Annotated in this window: 18 protein-coding genes; 14 read left to right on the top strand and 4 right to left on the bottom strand. The window is 40.3% G+C overall.

Features of this window, described 5'->3' with window-relative positions:
* Positions 1-120 precede the first annotated feature (120 nt).
* Positions 121-651 carry an HTH-type transcriptional regulator Hpr gene (locus MMB69_RS05105; protein WP_013058578.1) on the top strand — a complete coding sequence of 177 codons (531 nt, stop codon included), beginning with the start codon at positions 121-123 and terminating at the stop codon, positions 649-651.
* Between the two features lie 40 nt (positions 652-691).
* Here the strand turns inward: MMB69_RS05105 and MMB69_RS05110 are convergent, their stop codons facing one another.
* Entirely contained in the window at positions 692-1981 is a 1290-nt protein-coding gene (locus MMB69_RS05110) for a globin-coupled sensor protein (RefSeq protein ID WP_277447282.1), read from the bottom strand.
* Between the two features lie 184 nt (positions 1982-2165).
* Here MMB69_RS05110 and MMB69_RS05115 point away from each other — a divergent pair, with 184 nt between their 5' ends.
* The 8 genes from MMB69_RS05115 to MMB69_RS05150 all read left to right on the top strand — a co-directional run bounded on the left by MMB69_RS05115 (position 2166) and on the right by MMB69_RS05150 (position 9812).
* Positions 2166-2840 (top strand): C40 family peptidase, encoded by a 675-nt coding sequence (locus tag MMB69_RS05115; protein WP_043978437.1) that lies wholly within the window; start codon positions 2166-2168, stop codon positions 2838-2840.
* A gap of 260 nt (positions 2841-3100) precedes the next feature.
* A complete protein-coding gene (locus MMB69_RS05120; protein WP_221783669.1) occupies positions 3101-3448 on the top strand; it encodes a DUF2642 domain-containing protein in 348 nt (115 codons plus the stop codon).
* Between the two features lie 18 nt (positions 3449-3466).
* Positions 3467-3667 (top strand): hypothetical protein, encoded by a 201-nt coding sequence (locus tag MMB69_RS05125; protein WP_221812531.1) that lies wholly within the window; start codon positions 3467-3469, stop codon positions 3665-3667.
* Positions 3668-3669: 2 nt separating this feature from the next.
* Entirely contained in the window at positions 3670-5196 is a 1527-nt protein-coding gene (locus MMB69_RS05130) for a glycosyltransferase family 2 protein (RefSeq protein WP_221812530.1), read from the top strand.
* Positions 5189-6412: a nucleotide sugar dehydrogenase gene (locus MMB69_RS05135; RefSeq protein ID WP_221783675.1), complete on the top strand. Its 1224-nt coding sequence runs from the start codon at positions 5189-5191 to the stop codon at positions 6410-6412. Before MMB69_RS05130 ends, MMB69_RS05135 begins: the two co-directional genes overlap by 8 nt.
* A gap of 43 nt (positions 6413-6455) precedes the next feature.
* The gene (locus MMB69_RS05140; RefSeq protein WP_221783677.1) at positions 6456-7877 is read left to right on the top strand and encodes a glycosyltransferase family 2 protein; all 1422 of its coding nucleotides are present in this window, start codon (positions 6456-6458) and stop codon (positions 7875-7877) included.
* Positions 7878-8032: 155 nt separating this feature from the next.
* The gene (locus tag MMB69_RS05145) at positions 8033-8428 is read left to right on the top strand and encodes a DoxX family protein (protein WP_277447283.1); all 396 of its coding nucleotides are present in this window, start codon (positions 8033-8035) and stop codon (positions 8426-8428) included.
* Between the two features lie 169 nt (positions 8429-8597).
* A complete protein-coding gene (locus MMB69_RS05150) occupies positions 8598-9812 on the top strand; it encodes a cytochrome P450 (RefSeq protein ID WP_277447284.1) in 1215 nt (404 codons plus the stop codon).
* A gap of 23 nt (positions 9813-9835) precedes the next feature.
* Here MMB69_RS05150 and MMB69_RS05155 read toward each other — a convergent pair whose 3' ends face one another.
* On the bottom strand, positions 9836-10204 hold the full coding sequence (locus MMB69_RS05155; RefSeq protein ID WP_014458688.1) for a winged helix-turn-helix transcriptional regulator: 369 nt from the start codon (positions 10202-10204) through the stop codon (positions 9836-9838).
* A gap of 242 nt (positions 10205-10446) precedes the next feature.
* Here MMB69_RS05155 and MMB69_RS05160 point away from each other — a divergent pair, with 242 nt between their 5' ends.
* The 3 genes from MMB69_RS05160 to helD all read left to right on the top strand — a co-directional run bounded on the left by MMB69_RS05160 (position 10447) and on the right by helD (position 13790).
* Positions 10447-10962, top strand: a complete 516-nt coding sequence (locus MMB69_RS05160; protein WP_221783682.1) for an enoyl-CoA hydratase/isomerase family protein — start codon at positions 10447-10449, stop codon at positions 10960-10962.
* Between the two features lie 140 nt (positions 10963-11102).
* Positions 11103-11228: a hypothetical protein gene (locus MMB69_RS05165; RefSeq protein ID WP_014458690.1), complete on the top strand. Its 126-nt coding sequence runs from the start codon at positions 11103-11105 to the stop codon at positions 11226-11228.
* Positions 11229-11471: 243 nt separating this feature from the next.
* A complete protein-coding gene (gene helD / locus MMB69_RS05170; protein WP_221783684.1) occupies positions 11472-13790 on the top strand; it encodes an RNA polymerase recycling motor HelD in 2319 nt (772 codons plus the stop codon).
* A gap of 33 nt (positions 13791-13823) precedes the next feature.
* Here the strand turns inward: helD and comJ are convergent, their stop codons facing one another.
* Positions 13824-14231: a competence protein ComJ gene (comJ, locus tag MMB69_RS05175; RefSeq protein ID WP_221783686.1), complete on the bottom strand. Its 408-nt coding sequence runs from the start codon at positions 14229-14231 to the stop codon at positions 13824-13826.
* Positions 14232-14266: 35 nt separating this feature from the next.
* Positions 14267-14641 carry a NucA/NucB deoxyribonuclease domain-containing protein gene (locus tag MMB69_RS05180; RefSeq protein WP_223269005.1) on the bottom strand — a complete coding sequence of 125 codons (375 nt, stop codon included), beginning with the start codon at positions 14639-14641 and terminating at the stop codon, positions 14267-14269.
* A 445-nt stretch (positions 14642-15086) separates the two neighbouring features.
* Here MMB69_RS05180 and MMB69_RS05185 point away from each other — a divergent pair, with 445 nt between their 5' ends.
* Complete coding sequence (locus tag MMB69_RS05185; protein ID WP_013058561.1) at positions 15087-15347, top strand: metal-sensitive transcriptional regulator; 261 nt, start codon at positions 15087-15089, stop codon at positions 15345-15347.
* A 156-nt stretch (positions 15348-15503) separates the two neighbouring features.
* Positions 15504-17453, top strand: a complete 1950-nt coding sequence (locus MMB69_RS05190) for an FUSC family protein (protein ID WP_221783688.1) — start codon at positions 15504-15506, stop codon at positions 17451-17453.
* Positions 17454-17486 lie beyond the last annotated feature (33 nt).

A 17486-nucleotide genomic window follows, 5' to 3' on the forward strand; every position in this document is an offset into this window, starting at 1 on the left:
TAAGTTGAAATATATAAGCAATCATGTATAATATTTTGTATATATTTTCATTCTTTTTGTTTATAAAGTCTTAGGAGAAAATGATGTGATCGGTTGCATTTCTAGAGAGGAAGTGAAGAGGTGAAACGCACGTTAAATCAAGATACAATTAAAGATGCCATGCTGTTTAATCAGCTTGTGATGCAAGTAAGCAAAGCTCTTTGGAAGTCTACTGAAAAGGATTGGGAGCAGTGGGTTAAGCCGTACGATCTGAGCATTAATGAGCATCACATTTTGGGGATTGCTTATCAGCTGGAAATTGCGTCGATGACCGACATTTCAAAGCTAGGCGTCATGCATTTATCCACAGCTTTTAACTTTGCAAAAAAATTGCACTTGCGAGGCTATCTTACCCTTTCTAAAAATGAGAAAGATAAGCGGAATACATACGTACAGCTCACAGAAGAAGGCAAAAAGATGTTTTTAAAAACGCTTGAGGATTATAACCCTCTTGAAAATCCTTTGTTTCAAGGAGCGATGCCGCTGCGAGATGTTTACGGAGAGCTGCCTGACTTTGTGGAACTGACGGCTCTGATTCGAAGCATATACGGAGAGGATTTTGTCCAGTTTATCGAACGTTCTTCTCAAGAGCCCGCTAGCTTAAAAAAATAAAAAAGCCTTCTTGTGCAAGCTGAGAAGGCTTTTTTGCATATCAATTTTTTTCAGTTAACCGTTCAAGTTCTTCCGAGGAATGGGCCATCTTCTCAATTCGCAGAGACAGCTGCTTCATTACGTCAGCTATTTTTTCAAGCTCTTTTTTTGTTAGAACGGTTTGCTGTTTGTTCTCGGTTGTTATGCTAAGAACGTTCGTGAAAAAAGAAGTAATGTTGTTCATATTGTCAGCCGTATCTTTTGTTAATGTAGCGACTTCTTCGCCTAATGCCGAGACGCTTTCGATTTGTTTTTGAATGTCTCCGATAAAAGTGGAAATATTGGCAATAGATTTCTTCGTTTCTTCTGCAAGCTTCCGTACTTCCTGTGCCACCACTGCAAATCCTTTTCCATGCTCGCCCGCTCGAGCAGACTCAATTGAAGCGTTTAATGCTAGTAAATTCGTTTGCTCAGCAATAGAAGTAACAATCGAAACAATTTGATGAATTTGCTGTGATGTATGTTCGAGCGTTTTCATTTTGTTTTGAATGAGCGACGTATTTTTTTGTATGCTTCCAAGCATGTTTTGTTCTTCTTTTAATTTTGCTTGACTTGTAACAGATTCTTTCTCAATGACTTCTGCTAGTTCAGAGCTTTTGTTTGCATAAGAAACGACGTCAGAAGACTGACTGTGCATTTGATTCATAAACGTCTTCGTTTCTTCAGATAACGAAGAAAGGATAGATGATGTACGCGAGATTTCTAGCTGAATTTTCTCTTTTTGAGTCTGAAGTCCAGCGCGCTGCTCGTCATATTCAAGCTCATAGGCTTTTAATACAATTTGCTGTTCTAGACTAATAAGCTTTCTCATACTTGCAATAAAAGCCAGACATTCTTCTTTTGATTCCATCGCACGTTCACACACTGAAAGAAGCGAAGTAAATAAATTTTGAAATGCGCACAAATACCAGTTTGGCTCAAGTCCAATTTTAACGTGCATCTTGGAAATTTTTTGACGTTTTGCCACAAAAGCATCGTCTATTTGTCCATCAAACATTTCTAAAATATGCCGTTTTAACGTTTGTTTTAATGCATGGACGCTGCTGTGCTTTTCGATAATCGCAACCAAATGGGCCTGTTCGCCAATAGCTTTGTAAAAATCGTTCACGATCTCTTCGATGGCATTCAGCGCGTGAACTTGAAATCTGGCAATCCGTTCGAGATCCTCTGCTGTTAAGGAAATCATGTTAATCTGCTTTTTTATCATCGGGTCCGATACATGAAGCTTTACAGTGATGGATTCGACAGCCGCTGCTTCGGCGTGCGCTTTGTTTCGTTTAAACCAATTCATGTTTATCACCTTTATTTGCTAGAATAGTTGTTTTCTCTTCTTCTTATATTTCGGCGTTTTACATCCAAGAGTTGAGGCTGTTTAAGAAGATTGTTATCAAATTGTTATCTTCTATTAATTGAATTGTTATCCGCAGATGGTATGGTTGTACGGTGCTTAAAACATGATTCGGGGAGGAAACGAAATGAAAAAAATGCTATCGGCGCTTCTTGTAGGAGGAGCTTTATTTGCAAGTCCGGCAATGGGACACGCTGCGTTTGGCGACACGGTTTTAAAACAAGGGATGACAAATGATGATGTTGAACAAGTTAAAACGGTGTTAAAAGATAAAGGATTTTTAAAAGGCGAAGTATCGCGTTATTTTAATTATGAAACAAAAAAAGCGGTTATGGCTTTTCAAGAGAAACACAACCTAGAAGCAGATGGAGTTGTTGGAGAGAATACATACAATGCATTAGGTAAAGGCGGCGTTGTAGAAGGCGAATCAGAAGTGAATACGGATAAAGTAATCAGCAAAGCAAAATCTTTAATGGGCACGCCGTACAAATGGGGCGGCACTACACCTTCAGGATTTGACTGCAGCGGATATCTTCAGTATGTATATAAAGAAAGTGTAGGCGTTGATATTCCCAGAACGGTTGAAGATATCTATAAAGCAGGTGAAAATGTAAGTGAACCGCAGGTAGGAGATCTTGTGTTCTTTGAAACGTACAAAGAAGGCCCTTCTCATGCAGGCATTTATCTTGGAGACGGAAAATTTATTAACGCATCGTCTTCTAAAGGCGTTACAATTAGCGATAAAAATTCAAGCTATTGGAAAGAGCGCTATATAGGAGCAAAGCGTATTGCAGCCAACTGATTTATCATTTAATAGATAAAAAAGGCAAAGCTTAAGAGCTTTGTCTTTTTTTTGAGTTTGGGTTTCATTAGGGAGAAGGAAGTAGGAAATAATCTTATGCAAAACGGGCTGGTCATGTGCGTAGTTGTATAAAAATATGATAAAAGTTCTGTCACCTTTATGATACAGCTTGTATATATTGGTAAAGTGATCTCTTAAGTTACGTCAATGGTTATAGGTAATTTGAAGGGATAGCAGTATAAAAAGGAGGAACAAACTTTATGTTTTTTTGTTGTTACCGTCGCTATATAGAAAAGATAAAACACCTGTTGTTTTCAAATCAATTTGCTGAATTTATTCAGGAAAACATAAAAAAAGCAGTAGAAGAAGTCGTTTATTCTGACACGTTTAAAGAATATGTAATAAGTATTATTAAAGAATCTCAAGAATCACCTTTTAGAGAAATTGCCGAGCAGTATATCGGACAAGAAGTTGTGATTGAAACAACGGCTGGTTCACTCGAAGGTGTTGTGACGTTTGTAGGAGGTGATTATTTAGAATTATTAGAGTCTTCAACATCAATGGTATTACTTCCATTTACAAGCATTGTTACTATTCAAAGCGCTTAAACGAAAGGAGAGAAAAGTATGTTTCAACATGCATTACGAGAAAATGTCGGCTCATTTGTGCAAATTATCACAGCTATTGACATTATTAATGGAACACTGCTTGCTGTTACGGACGCAGCGGCTGTTGTGCGTACATCAAGCTCATATGGTGAGCCAACGGACGTAACCATTCCACAGGTAGCCATCACCTATGTTCGAATTTTCAGCGGAGTTGAGTAAGTTTGAAAATATCAGTGATTATTCCAGCCTGTAACGAAGCAGATTCATTATTACCTGTAATTAAAGAAGTTCAAAAAATAAAGCCGTTTGAGATTATTGCCGTCGTAAATGGAGCTAGTGATGGAACTAAGGCAATTGCCGAGGATGCAGGCTGCCGCGTCATTTATTATGAGGAAGCTCTTGGCATTAATATTGGAAGAGCCATTGGGGCTAAAAAAGCAAAAGGAGAAATTTTGCTTTTTTTGGACGGAGATATCGCGGTTCCTCATCAAGAGCTAATAAAATATACGCAAGCTATAGAAATCGGTCATGATATAGCATTAAACGACCTTACGTGGATTATGAAACGCAAGGTGCGTCCTCATTCTGTTTCTATTGCAAAATACATGCTGAACTTATGCTTGCAGCGTGAAGATTTATCCGTTCAAGCATTAACAGCCATTCCTCATGCCATAAAAAAAACATCGGCTGCTGAAATTGGATATGAGAATTTAGCTCATCCCCCCCTCGCTCAAACGATTGCTCTTTTAAAAGGAATGTCAATTGTTGCACCGTATTCTTCAGACGTTATTTATACAAACAAAATTCGAAACACTCATAAAACCATTCCCACCCATTCCCCTTTTCCTATTTCCACTACTTATATTATTGGAGATCACATTAAAGCGTTAGCTCATCTTATCGAAGAAAAAGGAATAAGAGGCGGACTAACAGACGGCGATCGAAATCGAGAAGTTGTTTCAGCTTATACACCAAATGTAAAACGGAAAGCAGGCGTTAAGTACAGCGCTGTTATCCCGGTAGGGGAAGAAAAAGAAACGATTTCAAGCGTGATTAAAGAAGTAAAAAAAGCCGGAGTGGAAGAGGTCATAGTGGTTGCCAACGGAGCCGATGAAGTAACGGTTAAGCGAGCTAATGAAGCCGGAGCTACTGTTCTTCATTACAAGCAGCGGCTTGGGCATAATGTACCTCGAGCAATCGGTGCGATGTACAGCAGCGGTGAAGTTTGCTTGTTCATAGACGGAGATATTGTTATTTCTGCGGAAAATTTACGTCCGTATTTAGAAGCTGCTGATCAAGGAATTGATGTAGTGCTTAATAATTTAGAGTGTCTGCTTGACGAAGTGCATCCTATTCACTCGGTAAGTGCGGCGAAATATTTCCTTAATCTTGTTTGCAAACGTCCTGATTTAACGATTAATACAACGACGGCGATTCCGCATGCAATTAAACGGGATGTAATGGAGAAAGTGGGCTACGAATCTCTTATTATTCCGCCTTTATTTCAATTAAAAAGTATCATGTACGGCTTTACGGTTCAGCCTGTTCATTTTGTAGATGTGGCGCGGACAAATCGGATTCGAAAGGAGCACATGAAAGTCAAAGGTTTGGCGGCATCAACGCAGCGCATTTTAGGAGATTATGTTGAGGCCCTTGCATATTATATTGGCCAAACTAGTGAAAGAGGCGAATTTCTTCCTGACATACGAAGACATGATCTTTTGTTTGAGGTGTTGAAGAATGAATAAAAGAGTTGCCGTTATTGGTCTAGGGTATGTGGGACTGCCGCTTGCTCTTTTGTTTGCTAAGAAAAACTACACCGTGATTGGACTTGATATTGACGTCCGGAAAATTGAAGCGCTAAAACAAGGGAAAAGCTATATTCCAGATGTACGTAATGATGTGATTCAAAGTGAGAAAAACTTTCAAGCATATGAACTGAAAAAAGGTATTTCCGCATTTCAAGCATGCGATTATGTAGTGGTGACCGTGCCAACTCCTATTACAGAGAATCATAACCCAGACCTAGGACCCGTTATTAGCGCATCTACATTTTTGAAAGAACATATGGTAAAAGGACAAACCGTTATTTATGAAAGCTCTACCTATCCAGGCACGCTTGAAGAAGTCGTTTTACCTATTTTAAAGGAGTCTGATTTGCAAGCGGGAGTTGATTTTTATTTAGCTTACTCTCCAGAGCGAGTCGATCCAGCAAACAAGTCGTACGACATTGAGTATATTCCAAAAGTGATTAGCGGCTACAGCAAAGACTGCCTTTATCACGTGCAGACGTTTTATGAAAGTATTTTTCAGCAAGTCGTACCTGTTTCTTCTCCAAAAGTAGCGGAAATGTGCAAGCTGTTTGAAAACATTCAGCGCCTTGTCAATATTTCGTTGGTGAATGAAACAAATGAACTGTGCGAAGAATTAGGGATTGATTTTCATGAGGTCTTACAGGCGGCATCTACTAAGCCGTTTGGGTTCACACCGTATTATCCAGGTCCCGGAATTGGAGGACACTGCATACCCGTTGATCCGCTTTATTTTTTATGGAAACTAAAGCAAAATGGGTTAACGAGCGAACTTATTGAAGCTGCTCATCATATTAATGAAGAAATGCCAAATAAAGTAATTAGACGTGTTGAAAAGCAGCTGGCAGCAAATGAGAAACACGTGTTTGTTGTAGGCATGGCGTATAAAAAAGACGTAAATGATATGCGTGAATCACCGGCGCTGACGGTATGTGAAGGTCTTTTAGTAAAAGGATATGAGCTGACGTATCATGACCCTTACATTGACTCCGCTATATTAAATAAACAAACGTATTTATCTGTCCCGCTGACAAAAGAAGAAGTTGAAAAAAGCGATGTTGTACTTGTGTTAACCGATCACAGTCAAATCGATTGGTCGATTGTAAAATACGCAAAAAAAGTTGTGGATACAAGAGGTATTTTAAATGAATGAAGCCGCTGAATTGTTCAGTGGTTCTTTTTTTAGGGGGATATCAATGAAAACTCTTTCTGTCGTTCTGCCCGTTTACAATGAGGAAGAAATGTTAAAAAACGTGCTTAAGCAAATTAAAAAAGTGAACGTGCTTGAGATTATTGTGGTCGCAAATGGCTGTACGGATGCTTCAGTGAAGATAGCGAAAGAAGAGGGGTGCACGGTAAAAGTAATAGAAAAGCGTATGTCTCCACATGAAGCGAGAATGGAAGGAGCAAAGACTGCCAAAGGAGATGCCGTCTTATTTGTAGACGGAGATATTGTTCTTTCGGCTTCCGAGCTTGAGCGTTTTGTTCAGCCGCTGTTATTTGAATATAGCGATGTGGTACTAAACAAGTGGGGAAAAACGAAAATGAATGCTTTTAACCGGAGCGAGCTGACGTGGAGTACGGTTTTACATCATGCGATTGGGAAGCCTCATCGTGCCAACGCTTATTTAAAAGCGCCTTACGGGGTACAGTTAAGCGTGTTGAAAAACTACTGGGAGCTGCCTCCTCTTTCTTTATTTGTGACATTTTTAACACAGCACCGAGTAAGCATGTCTATGTCGATTGAAACACAGGGGAAAGGAAGCTTTCGTCCGTTTGATCGCCCGCTGCGCAGCAAAGAGCGAATTCAATCCTATCAGCAGCTTCTTCAAACATACTATACGCTGGAGTCAAATCTTAAAAAGCGAGTGGATATGCTTGCGCATCCCATTCCAGTTGTGGAGCACGGCTGGGGGAAATTATCTTCTTTTTATGGAGGCAAACAGCTGTCTGTTATTGTTCCGGTTTGCAACGAAGAACAAACAATCAAACAAGTGATTGCAGAAGCAAGAAAACTTGAGCCGTTAGAAATCATTGTCGTGATTAACGGTTCCACTGATCAGTCGGAGGCGTATGCCAAAGAAATGGGTGTCAAAACCCTCGTCTATGATAAGCGCTTAGGGCATGATTGCGGAAGAGCTGCGGGGGCCCTTGCAGCAACGGGAGATATACTTCTCTTTATAGACGGGGATTTTGTTCTTTCAGCTCAAGAGTTGTATCCGTTTGCTTCAGCGGTAGCGAGCGGCGTTGATGTAGCTTTAAACGTATGTGAAGATGAAGCGAAGCTCACGCATGTTGTGCAGGGGTGGAAGTACGTGTTAAATGAGACGGTAGGAAGAAAAGATTTATTAATGAGCTCGATGACAGCTGTTCCTCATGCTATAAGCAGAGAGTGCCTGCAAAAAATTGGACTCCAGTCTCTTGTAATACCGCCTCTTGCCCAAGTAAAAGCGATAATAGAAGATTTTCATGTGCAGGCCGTTCACCATGTTGATGTAAATAAATTTAACCGATTTCGATATTCTGAACACCTATCATTAAAGAGCCATTCTCCTACGGCAGAACTCATTATTCAGGATCATATTTTTGCATTTCTATCGTATCTTCAGCGCGACTGAGCAGGGAGTATTGCCTTACTTCCAAAAGAAACGTTTAAAATGAGATAAAGAAATTTGCTGATATCTTGTTTTTCTGTTCTAACCCCTTGAATTTGTTCACAGTTGTAACTAAAATTGTTACATGTGCAGACAAAAGTAAAAAAGGAGGAAAAGAAATGAAAAGCTATCAGCTTGGAACGTTTTTACTTCGTCTTATGTTAGGGCTAACGTTTTTTATTCATGGCCTTGGCAAATTCCAAAGCGGTATTGATAATACGGTCGGTTTTTTCCACAGCATGGGCATTCCTGCGTTTTTCGCTTATGCGGTTGCGGTTATTGAATTCGTAGGGGGAGCCGCTATGATTCTTGGATTTCAAACGCGTTTAATCGGTGTCTTGTTTGCGATTGTGATGATTGGCGCTATTTTTACAGCGAAAAGCGGTGCTGGTTTTACAGGCGGCTATGAGCTTGAGGTTGCCCTTTTTGTCGTTTCGCTTCATATGATTCTAGCAGGAAGCGGCGCGTACGCGTTAGACAACCGATTACAAAAACCAGAAAAACATTATTCTTAAAAAGGTAGGCGCTATGCGCCTACCCTTTTTGGTAAAAAATATCCTTCTATCGATTCATTTTTACTAAAATATACAGCTATCATTTTTAAGAAAATTCGTATATATGGTACTATTTGGTCATAGATGACTACATAGTCATTCTATTTGAACGATACGGGGAGGTTTTAACATGAAAACCGAAAGAGAAAACGGAATTGTCCGTCAAGTGAATACAATTCAATCAAAAGAAGAGCGCTTTAATCCTTTTTCATGGTATGAAGAGATGAGAAACAGCGCGCCTGTGCAATGGGATGAAGAAAGGCAGGTATGGGATGTTTTTCACTATGACGGGGTCAAAGAAGTGCTAGAACAAAAGAATATTTTTTCTTCTGATCGAAGACCTCCACAAAACCAAAGACAAACTGCTCTAGGAACGAGCCTAATTAATATTGATCCGCCTAAGCATGCTGAAATGAGAGCGCTTGTTAATAAGGCTTTTACGCCTAAAGCAATGAAAGCATGGGAGCCTAAAATTGCGCGTATTACACACGAATTATTACAAGAAGTTGAGCATCTTGAAGATATTGATATAGTCGAGCATCTTTCCTATCCGCTTCCGGTTATGGTAATTGCCGATATTTTAGGCGTGCCGATAGAAGATCAGCGTCAGTTTAAAGATTGGTCGGATATTATCGTAGCGGGTCCGTCGAATAATGAACGCGAAACGCTCGAAAAATTGCAGCAAGATAAAATGAAAGCAAATGATGAGCTCGAAACTTATTTTTATAAAATCATTGAAGAAAAACGCACGCATCCAGGGGATGATATTATCTCCGTGCTTCTTCAGGCAAAAGAAGAAGGGAAGCAGCTAACGGATGAAGAAATCGTCGGGTTTTCCATTTTGCTGCTGATTGCAGGCAACGAAACAACCACGAACTTAATTTCAAATACGATTTATTGTTTAATGGAAGATAAAGCTTCTTTTGAACGACTCAAACGAGAAAAAGAACTTTTACCTTCTGCGATTGAAGAAGTTCTTCGCTATCGTTCACCCGTTCAGGCTCTTCACCGAATCGTAAAAGAAGATGTGACTCTTGCAGGCAAGAACCTAAAAGCGGGCGAACACGTCGTTCCATGGATGGGATCCGCGCACCGAGATGCCCAGTACTTTGAAGACCCGGATGTATTTCAAATCGATCGAAAGCCAAATATCCATATGGCATTTGGAAGAGGGATTCATTTTTGCTTAGGAGCACCGCTTGCTCGAATAGAAGCAAAAGTTATGCTGGCTGAACTGATTGACCGCTATCCGCATATGGACTGGAGCCCGTCATTTGAGTTAAAGCCGATTGAAAGCACATTTGTGTATGGGTTAAAAGAATTATTGATTCGAAAACATGTATAAAAAAAGCACGCTTTGCGTGCTTTTTACTCTTTTTCTGCCTGAATTCTCGCTTCAGCAATTTTATCGGTATGATTATATCCCCATTGAAACATCAGCTCGATAATAGGGATGAGAGTTTCTCCAAAAGGCGTTAAATAATATTCTACTTTAGGCGGAACTTGTTTATAGACTTCGCGGTGGATAATTCCGTCGCGCTCGAGTTCGCGAAGCTGCAGCGTGAGCATTCGCTGCGTTACGCCAGGAATGAGTCTGCGCAGTTCATTAAAGCGCCGGCGTTCCTTAGATAATTGATATAAAATGACGCTTTTCCATTTGCCTCCGACTACATCAACGGCTGCTTCCACAGGGCAAGAATAGCCGTGAGGCTCCCATTTTGTTAAGTCGTATTTCATAGTGATTACTCCTTTTATCAGTGAGTTCAGCTGCATTTGTGCTGTTTATACTATAGCACGTCTTATTTGATAAAAACATGGAAATGATTCATGGGATTATTGACGGAAAATTAAAAAAGTAATGGAAATAATTATGAGTTTGTTGTATGATGAAACTATGAAAATAACTTTTCTATTAAAAAGCGAAATATTTTGAAAGCGCTTTATTTATAAAGGACGACAGGGGAAAGGGCGGAGGAACGATGAAAAGATTTATCAAAGTAGAAAAAATAAATCATGTGGCGGTTATACGAATGAATCAGTCGATGCTTAATCGTTTGAACAGCGAAGTTATGTATGAGCTGCAAGAAACGATGAATGAGCTGCAGCACGATTCGTCGGTTGGATCTATTGTATTCATGGGAGAGTACTATAAAATGAACGGAGATCATAGAACAACCTCTTTCCTACGAGAAGAAACAGGAAGGCTTTATCAGCCGATTCATGCAGTAGCAGCTCGAGCGATTTTTCAGCGTATTTCATGCAGTGCCAAACAAACGATTGCGCTTCTTACAAACTTTACGTTTGGCGGAGGGTATGAGTTAGCTTTAGCATGCGACGTACGAATTGCGGAAGAACCTGTGCAGCTCAAGTTAACAAACGGTATGACTGTTAGTGCGCAAGAAGCATGCAACATGGGAAAAGTGCAGCACGTTGTGCAAAAAGGGAAAGGATTAGAATATTCACTTGCGCTCAATGCATTAGAAAAGGAAGCTTAAAAAGCGCTTTCACTTTATTTCCTATAAAGTGAAAGCGCTTTTATTTTATTTCATTGACAAAATGGTATTGAAAATTCTGAAAAAAGGAGTAGAATGATAACAAATCTACTTATTTTAAATAAGCAAAGGAGCTGGTATCAATGCCATTCATTTTTAAAGAAGCGGTAGTCGGATTGTTTACAGCGGCAGCAGCAGGTTTACTGGCGTTTCAAGGAGTAGAAGTGGTGACAGCCATCATTCATATGCTAACTTTTTGGAAACAGTAATAGCTAATAAGTAGAGGAACAACTTATAAAGATAAGGGGCTTGAGAGTTTCTCAGCCCTTTTTGTTGTGGAGCTCATGATTTTTCAGTATACTAACGGTGGAAATTAAGACATAATATGGTTACATAGCAGGGATTTACGAACTTAGTAGGGAAGTATGTAGACTCTGAAAAAATAAACAATGATCGCTTTTACCCGGTAACAAGTTTTGTTATCGGGTAACGTGTGTAAGGGGTGTGGATAAGTGAAAGATAAAAATTTAACAGAAGAACAGCAGCGAGTTGATTGGGTAGTAGAAGAAATCAGCCAAAAAGCTGAAAAGATAGGCAAAAGCGTAGGAAACGTAAAAGGTGAAATTGTCGATTTGCGAAGCACGTTTTGGGACGATGTTACGGTTAATATGGATGAGCCAGATGACGTGATTGAGACATTTACGAGCATTAAGCAGCAGGCAGAACTTTTAGCTGAACGTGAAATTACCCATAGACAAGCGTATGATCAATTAAAAACATTAAAAAAACTAACGCAATCCCCTTATTTTGGGCGTTTTGATTTTATAGAAAATGGTGAAAAAGAAGCGGAAGCTATTTATGTGGGCGTGGGCTCTTTAATGGATCAAAAAGATGAAGAGTTTTTAATTTATGATTGGCGTGCGCCTATTTCGAGTCTTTATTATGATTATTCGCCTGGAAAAGCACAGTATGAAACGCCAGGTGAAGCGATTAAAGGCGAGATGAAGCTAAAGCGTCAGTTTATTATCGAAAATAGCGTAATTAAAAGCATGTTTGATACAGGGATTACCATTCGAGACGAGCTGCTTCAAGAAGTGCTCGGACACAATGCAAGCAGTCAAATGAAAAGTATTGTAGCGACCATTCAAAAAGAACAAAACCAAATTATTCGAAATGAAAAAAATAAAGTGCTGATCGTTCAAGGGGTAGCAGGGAGCGGTAAAACCTCTGCAGCTCTTCAGCGCGTGGCTTATCTTCTCTATCATCACCGAAAGCAGCTGACTGCAGAAAACATGATGCTGTTTTCACCAAATCCGCTTTTTAACAGCTACGTCTCAACCGTTCTTCCGGAGCTTGGAGAAGACAATATGAAACAAACAACGTTTCAGCAATATGCCGATGGCCGGTTAGGAAACGAGTTTGAAGTGGAGGACTTGTTCGTTCAAATCGAATATTTGCTAACGGAAAAAGATGCTGCGGCAAAAAAGCAAAAAATGCAGGAAATTCGCTACAAAGCAAGCCGTGAATTTAAAAAGCAGGCAGATGCCTATATTGAAGAACTGTCTACTAAAGACATCATTTTTAAAAACATTAAGTTTCGCGGCGAAATCGTGTTATCTGCTCGGCGTTTGCTGTCTTATTTCTATTCGCTTGATACGGAAATTTCCATACCTAACAGGATGCAGCTCGTAGCGGAATGGGCGCTTAAACTCATTAATCAGCTTGAAAAACTTGAGCGCAAAAAAGATTGGGTTCAAGAAGAAATTCAGCTTTTGGAAAAAGAAGATTATGTGGAGGCCTATCAGCACCTGCAGAAAAAGGAAGGCTATACGGAAAGCTCATTTGATGATTTCGACCGGGAACAAGCATATTTAGCCAAAGCGGTTGTAGCTAAAAAAATGAAATTTATTAAGCAAGCCATCAAGCAGCTTAAATTTATCGACATTCGCCGTATCTATATGCAGCTGTTTGAAAGAAATCACCTTTTTTCCCACGTAGAGGGATGGGAAGACACTGCTAAAAACACGGTGCACAGAGTCATGAACATGAAGCTGTCTTATGAAGACGTAACGCCTTACTTATATATAAAAGATCAAATTGAAGGGCGCAAAGCCAATCCTGTCATTCGCTATTTGTTTATTGATGAAGCACAGGACTATTCACCTTTTCAGCTGGCGTTTTTAAAAGAGCTGTTTCCGCATGCCAGAATGACGCTGCTTGGAGACTTGAATCAAGCGATCTATGCGCACGCCTTGAACGCACCGACCATTCTTTCAAGCGAACTGTACGAAGAGAAAGAAGCAGAAACGCTGACTCTTACGAGAAGCTACCGATCAACACGTCAAATTGTGGAGTTTTCAAGGGATATGGTGGCAAACGGTCATTTAATCGAGCCGTTTAATCGAGATGGAGCGAAACCGACCGTGGCGGCTACAGGCGACGTCAAAGAGTTGCATGAGGCAATTATACACAAAATTAATGAATTGAAGCAGCAAAACTATAAAACAATTGCTGTTATTGCCAAAACAGCTGAGGAAAGTCTTCAGGCATTCCAAGCACTGCCTGAAGCGATGTCTGCAAGGCTGCTGACAAAAGAAACAAGTTCATTTGAAAAAGGCATGCTTGTTCTGCCAGCTTACTTAGCAAAAGGAATTGAATTCGATGCCGTCATCATTTACAATGCATCGAGTGAATGTTACCAAGATGAATACGAGCGTAATTTATTTTATACAGCATGTACAAGAGCGATGCATGAGCTGCACTTGTTCTCACTTGGTGAAATCAGCCCGTTTATATCAAATAAAGAAACCTATGACTATCAAGGTCAATAAAAAGAAGGCAGCCAGTAGGCTGCCTTCTTTTTATTACTGACCTTCAAAATGCAGCAAATACTTCACTAAATAAAGGCCTGAGTTTGTTTTTTCTTGAAGAGGAATGGTCAGGCATGTGACGTAATAATACCCGTTTGGAATATCATAGCTTAAGGTTTCAGATAGGACACTTTTGATTTCAATCCCATCGCTTTCGACGTGAAAAGGAAGGCGAGTGGTCTTTTCAGCCCGTGATGCGTCTGGAGTTTCGTTTACCCACACTTCAATAATGGCTTTTGTGTTCGATACGGCTTCAAATGAAATAGCTTTGTCGTCTGCGACATATCCTTTTTGAATATCTTCATCACTCCAGTCGTGATGGGGCTTTGGCTGTCCTTTTTGAAATAGCGTAAACTGATGATAAGACATGGTTAGCTCTTGTTCTTTCCATTTTGTTTTCATGATTTCACCTCTTCAAAATAAAGCTTGTTCTGCTATTATTGCACGATAAATTGTACGCGTGTACCATCTGGATACTGTTCTAACTGATTTCCAACCCATGAGCCGGCTCCGCGGTTATCAGAAGGTGAAATATAGCGAATGTCAGCTCCTGCTCCGCCTTCTTCGCACATAGCCATTGGCCATTCATCACGGTCATAACCTGTTTTTGTCGGATATCCTTTCAGGGATTCTTCTCGGTTCGCTTCAGCACCGTCGCGATCAATCGTGCAAACGGAAGAGTGCCCAGCGGCAATTGCGTCACGAATATGATCACCCGTTTCAGGATATCGGTCTAACGGAAAATAAAGCGTCGCATCATAGTTTACTTCAGCTTCCGTTTTTTCAGGAGCTAAAAAAGCCGCATGTCCCATAAATCCTAAAATACATGCCATGATAATGAATAGACTTGCCATTAATTTTTTCCCGTATGTAGCCATCTCAAACCTCCAGTGTAAGTCGTTTTTACAGCTTAACTATACTCTCAGATTGCTAAGTTTAGATTACAGGACAATAAATACGGTGTAAACAAGTATTAACATTTATGTAAAAATGATCTTTTTGTCTTATCTGTAAGGAGTAAAAAGGCTGCGTAATATTCCGGGAATTATACTTTTTATTGTGAACCTGCTTACCAGTCAGGTTAAATGGAGTGTGAAGAGGTAGGTAACGAAAAGAAATCTCAGCAGTGCAAAAAAGAGTATACTTCCTTTACTTGACATCATACCCTAATAGGTATAAAGTTGTGTATACATTTACTTCTTGCGTACAGCTTAAAAGCAAGAAACGCAATCATGCATGAGCGGAGGTAGTAGTATGATGGAATATGATAAGCAAGTTAAAAATCGTTTGAAACGTATTGAAGGTCAGTTAAAAGGTGTCTTAAATATGATGGAACAAGGAAAAGACTGCCGTGACATTGTGACACAGCTCTCAGCAGCCAGAAGCGCAATTGATCGCACGATGGGTGTTATTGTCAGCACCAATCTTGAACAATGCGTAAGAGAAAGCATTGAAAAAGGCGAGAACACGGAAAACTTAGTAAAAGAAGCAGTAGAGCTGTTAGTAAAAAGCAGATGAGACATTCGTTTCATCTGCTTTTTGTTTTCACTGTACGCTGCTCATAAGGATAAAAACCGCTGTTCCTAAACACAATACGGATAGGAACAGCGGTTTTTTAGGTTTATCTCGTTTTAAGAACAGGAAAGATATATGGAGAGAAAGGAGGAGGTCAAGGTGAGTGATGACAAAAAGTCACCAACATATAATCATACGGAAATTCATCATAAAATTGAGGCTTCTCCAAAAGCGCCGGGAATCAAAGCTGCTTTTCGCTTTAACCACGCTTCTTCTCCGTGGGTAAGAGGGATCAGCTCAGGCTTGTCTTCAAGTTTGCCGATTTTAATAGGAATTTTGTTTGATCATTTGCAGTACGGACTCATTGCAAGCATTGGAGGCTTTACATATTTATATACAAAAGATGAGCCTTATGCGCAGCGTGCCGTTAAGTTATTTTTAGCTTTGCTTGGCGTTACGCTCTGCTTTACACTCGGCTCATTATTTGCTGACGTAGCTTGGATGAAAACTATTTTATTTGGTGTGATTGGAGCTGTATCGGTTTATGTTTTCGGAGCGTTAAAAATTCCAGGACCTTCTGCCATGTTTTTTGTCCTTTCATTTGCGGTGAGCACGAGCATTCCAGCGCCGAATTTGCAGGCTGTTTTTTTGCACGCAGGACTTGTTTTTTTAGGAGGGACACTATCTTGGTGTATTAGCATGAGCGGCTGGCTTATTAACCCGCGCGGACCTGAAACTGCCGCTGTGGCGAAAGCGTACAGGCAGCTAGCTTCATTTGTCGGGTCTCTTGGTACGGAATCGTTTCACGCCGAGCAGCATAAAACGGTTGTCGAGCTTCGAGCAGCGGAAACAGCGATGAAACAAGCGAAAATTAATCGAAAAAAATCATCATTTGCGCATCGTCTGTTTTTATTAAATCAAAAAGCCGAAGGGCTGTTTATCTTTGTGATGGCCGCTGCGAACGATTTTAATCCAGCTGTTTCTAAAAAAGCACAAGCGGTGATTGAAACGTTCGCATCTGAAATGGCCACGTTAAAAAAACATAAAAAAATTCGAGACGTGCGTGAAGAAATTGAAAAGCTGTCCATCAAAGAAGAGCTGCGCACATTGCTATTGGATGTAAATGACGTTCTTCAAATGAAAGAATTAAAAGAAACGGAGTATATTCAATTTTCACAAGGCAGCGTAAAAACACGGTTAAAAGCTGCTTTTCACAAACGTTCGTATGTACTTAAAAATGCTTTGCGCTACGGAATTATTATGATCATCGCCGCAGCCGTTGCCTACACGACAAATATTCCGAGGTCTTACTGGATTCCGCTTACGTGCGCGGGAGTGATGCTTGGAGCAACCGTTCGTGCAACGGTTCAGCGAGGTATTCAGCGCTCTGTCGGAACCATTTTAGGTATTTTAATTGGAACCGGGATTCTGATGCTTGAACCAACGGGAATCGTCATTGCGCTCATTGTCTTTGTGCTTCAGTCGACGATTGAAATTGTAATTGTTAAAAACTACGCGCTCGGCACGCTCTTTATCACACCCAATGCTCTTTTAATTGCTGAAAGCGGTCATCCGGATAAAGCGATTAGCTATTTTACGTCTGCTCGAGTGATTGATATTGTCATTGGTTCTGTTATTGGAGTGGTCGGCACGGTATTAATTTTCAAACGAGCTTCTTCACTTCGTTTGCCGTATTTGCTCGGAGATGTGATACGAAAAGAAGGACAGTTTTTAGAAATGCTAAGCACCGAACAAGATGAAGAAAGAATTAAACGAGAAAGAAATAAGCTTCAAGGCGAACTCGTTAATCTTCGGGCGCTGTACGATAATGTGATTGGAGAATATTCTAAAACGGCCGTCAAACTGGAAGGATTGTGGCCTGCCGTTGTCGCTACACAGCAGTTAGGTTATATGCTTCTTGCGTCGTTTGAAGGGTATGAGCTGTCAGAAACGGAGAAACGAGAGCTTCAGGAAACATTTGCTCAGCTAGCTGCAGCAGCTGAGCAAAAACGAGCGCCAAAGCTTTCAAGTGTTCCGACCCTGAAACACTACCCTATTATACAAGGAGAAATAGTCGCTTTATATGAAAGTCTGCAGGTAGAGATATAAAAAGCACGGAGTCCAGGGGCTCCGTGCTTTCGT

Origin of the sequence: Priestia sp. P5, assembly GCF_029522155.1 — a bacterium.
GTDB lineage: Bacteria > Bacillota > Bacilli > Bacillales > Bacillaceae_H > Priestia > Priestia megaterium_E.

Bases quoted from the DNA above. Each gene is read 5' to 3' on its own strand.
- MMB69_RS05110 (WP_277447282.1), bottom strand. From the start codon at position 1,981: ATGAATTGGTTTAAACGAAACAAAGCGCACGCCGAAGCAGCGGCTGTC.
- MMB69_RS05115 (WP_043978437.1), top strand. From the start codon at position 2,166: ATGAAAAAAATGCTATCGGCGCTTCTTGTAGGAGGAGCTTTATTTGCA.
- MMB69_RS05120 (WP_221783669.1), top strand. From the start codon at position 3,101: ATGTTTTTTTGTTGTTACCGTCGCTATATAGAAAAGATAAAACACCTG.
- MMB69_RS05125 (WP_221812531.1), top strand. From the start codon at position 3,467: ATGTTTCAACATGCATTACGAGAAAATGTCGGCTCATTTGTGCAAATT.
- MMB69_RS05135 (WP_221783675.1), top strand. From the start codon at position 5,189: ATGAATAAAAGAGTTGCCGTTATTGGTCTAGGGTATGTGGGACTGCCG.
- MMB69_RS05140 (WP_221783677.1), top strand. From the start codon at position 6,456: ATGAAAACTCTTTCTGTCGTTCTGCCCGTTTACAATGAGGAAGAAATG.
- MMB69_RS05145 (WP_277447283.1), top strand. From the start codon at position 8,033: ATGAAAAGCTATCAGCTTGGAACGTTTTTACTTCGTCTTATGTTAGGG.
- MMB69_RS05150 (WP_277447284.1), top strand. From the start codon at position 8,598: ATGAAAACCGAAAGAGAAAACGGAATTGTCCGTCAAGTGAATACAATT.
- MMB69_RS05155 (WP_014458688.1), bottom strand. From the start codon at position 10,204: ATGAAATACGACTTAACAAAATGGGAGCCTCACGGCTATTCTTGCCCT.
- MMB69_RS05160 (WP_221783682.1), top strand. From the start codon at position 10,447: ATGAAAAGATTTATCAAAGTAGAAAAAATAAATCATGTGGCGGTTATA.
- MMB69_RS05165 (WP_014458690.1), top strand. From the start codon at position 11,103: ATGCCATTCATTTTTAAAGAAGCGGTAGTCGGATTGTTTACAGCGGCA.
- comJ (WP_221783686.1), bottom strand. From the start codon at position 14,231: ATGAAAACAAAATGGAAAGAACAAGAGCTAACCATGTCTTATCATCAG.
- MMB69_RS05180 (WP_223269005.1), bottom strand. From the start codon at position 14,641: ATGGGACATGCGGCTTTTTTAGCTCCTGAAAAAACGGAAGCTGAAGTA.
- MMB69_RS05185 (WP_013058561.1), top strand. From the start codon at position 15,087: ATGGAATATGATAAGCAAGTTAAAAATCGTTTGAAACGTATTGAAGGT.